The following is a 1300-nucleotide window of genomic DNA, read 5'->3' as shown; positions in this document are numbered from 1 at the left end:
TGGGCGCAGCAGCGCCAGCGTGGTCATTGCCACCGAGCACGGCGCGTATCGCCTCAAGGTCGCCCCCGGTGAGGCCCGCATGTACAGTCAGGAGGGCGCGTACGTCCATATCAAAGCCGGGCGCATAGTCGAAATAGACTGCGATAATCTCAATATCAATGTTAAAAACCATGCCAAAATTACAGCGGGAAACGGTGTCATAATTGACACTCCGCAAACAACTGTCACCGGCAACCTGACGGCCACAGGCGAAAAGGGCGACACTGTTGCAATGACCGCCAATGTCAAAATCACGGGCGACATTGCCCAGAGCGGCAGCATGACATCCACCGGCGACCACACTGCGGGCGGCATCAGCCTCACCCAGCACTCCCACACGGGCGTGCAGACGGGCAGCGGCAGTACAGGCCAGCCCCAATAGCCAACCGCTGACGTGCGCCAGTCTTTTTTCTGTCCGCCGTCTTGTTACACAAGACGCACGGAGACAACGATGGACGCGCAAATTAACCCCACAACAGGCGATTACACAGGCAGCCGCATCAGCCATCTTGGCAATGCGGTCTACCTGCGCCTTTGCACGCCGCTCGGCACATGGTGGGCCGACACAACGCTTGGCAGCCGCCTGCACGAGTTGCAGCGCGAAAAAGACGTGCCACGCATCCAGCTACTTGCCCGGCAATATGCAGAACAAGCCCTTGAGCAGCTTATACGGGAAGGCCGCGCCCGCTCTGTCACGGTCACAACGCAGCAGCCGCATGACGGGCGCTGCCTGATGCTTGTTGAGGTGGTGGACGCCACGGGTACGCCGTATACATTTGAGCATTTTGTGCAGGTAGGGGGCTAGGCATGCCGTACACCATTCCCAGCTTTGATAGCATCCGTACCCGCATGCTGCGCGACATGCGCAACCTTGACCCTGCCGCCCATACTGATGCGGACAGCGACAATTATATACGCGCCACTGGCACAGCCAGCGCCGCCGAGGGCTTGTACGATCATCAGGCATGGATAGTGCGCCAGATCATCCCTGACACCGCAGACCCGGAATATCTGGAGCAACATTGCGCCCTGCGCGGCATTACGCGCCGCGCGGCCACCAAAGCTACAGGCACAATTACGGTCACAGGTCGCCCCGGCTCTATTGTGCCCGCCTATACCCAGGCCAAAGATGCCGACGGCACCGTGTATCAGACCACAGCTGCCGTAACCCTTACAGGCACGGGCGAGGCTGTAACAGCGTCCGCCCCATGCGAGGCTGCACAGGCCGGGGCGCTACCGGATGTCGTCGGCATGCAGGTCA

Annotated in this window: 2 protein-coding genes and 1 pseudogene; all 3 read left to right on the top strand. The window is 60.3% G+C overall.

Annotation, left to right across the window (positions count from 1 at the left end; all coding sequences use genetic code 11):
• Positions 1 to 421 (top strand): annotated as a pseudogene (locus tag V6C07_RS11130) (phage baseplate assembly protein V); the annotation flags it as partial.
• Between the two features lie 69 nt (positions 422 to 490).
• A complete protein-coding gene (locus V6C07_RS11125) occupies positions 491 to 844 on the top strand; it encodes a phage GP46 family protein (protein ID WP_072312614.1) in 354 nt (117 codons plus the stop codon).
• Positions 845 to 846: 2 nt separating this feature from the next.
• Positions 847 to 1300, top strand: a 454-nt coding sequence (locus V6C07_RS11120; RefSeq protein WP_333536548.1) for a baseplate J/gp47 family protein, incomplete at its 3' end; no start/stop codon positions are given.

Origin of the sequence: Desulfovibrio sp. 1214_IL3152 (assembly GCF_036763055.1) — a bacterium.
GTDB lineage: Bacteria > Desulfobacterota > Desulfovibrionia > Desulfovibrionales > Desulfovibrionaceae > Desulfovibrio.
Note: the sequence above shows the minus strand (reverse complement) of the source record. Positions and strands in the feature narration are given on the sequence as shown.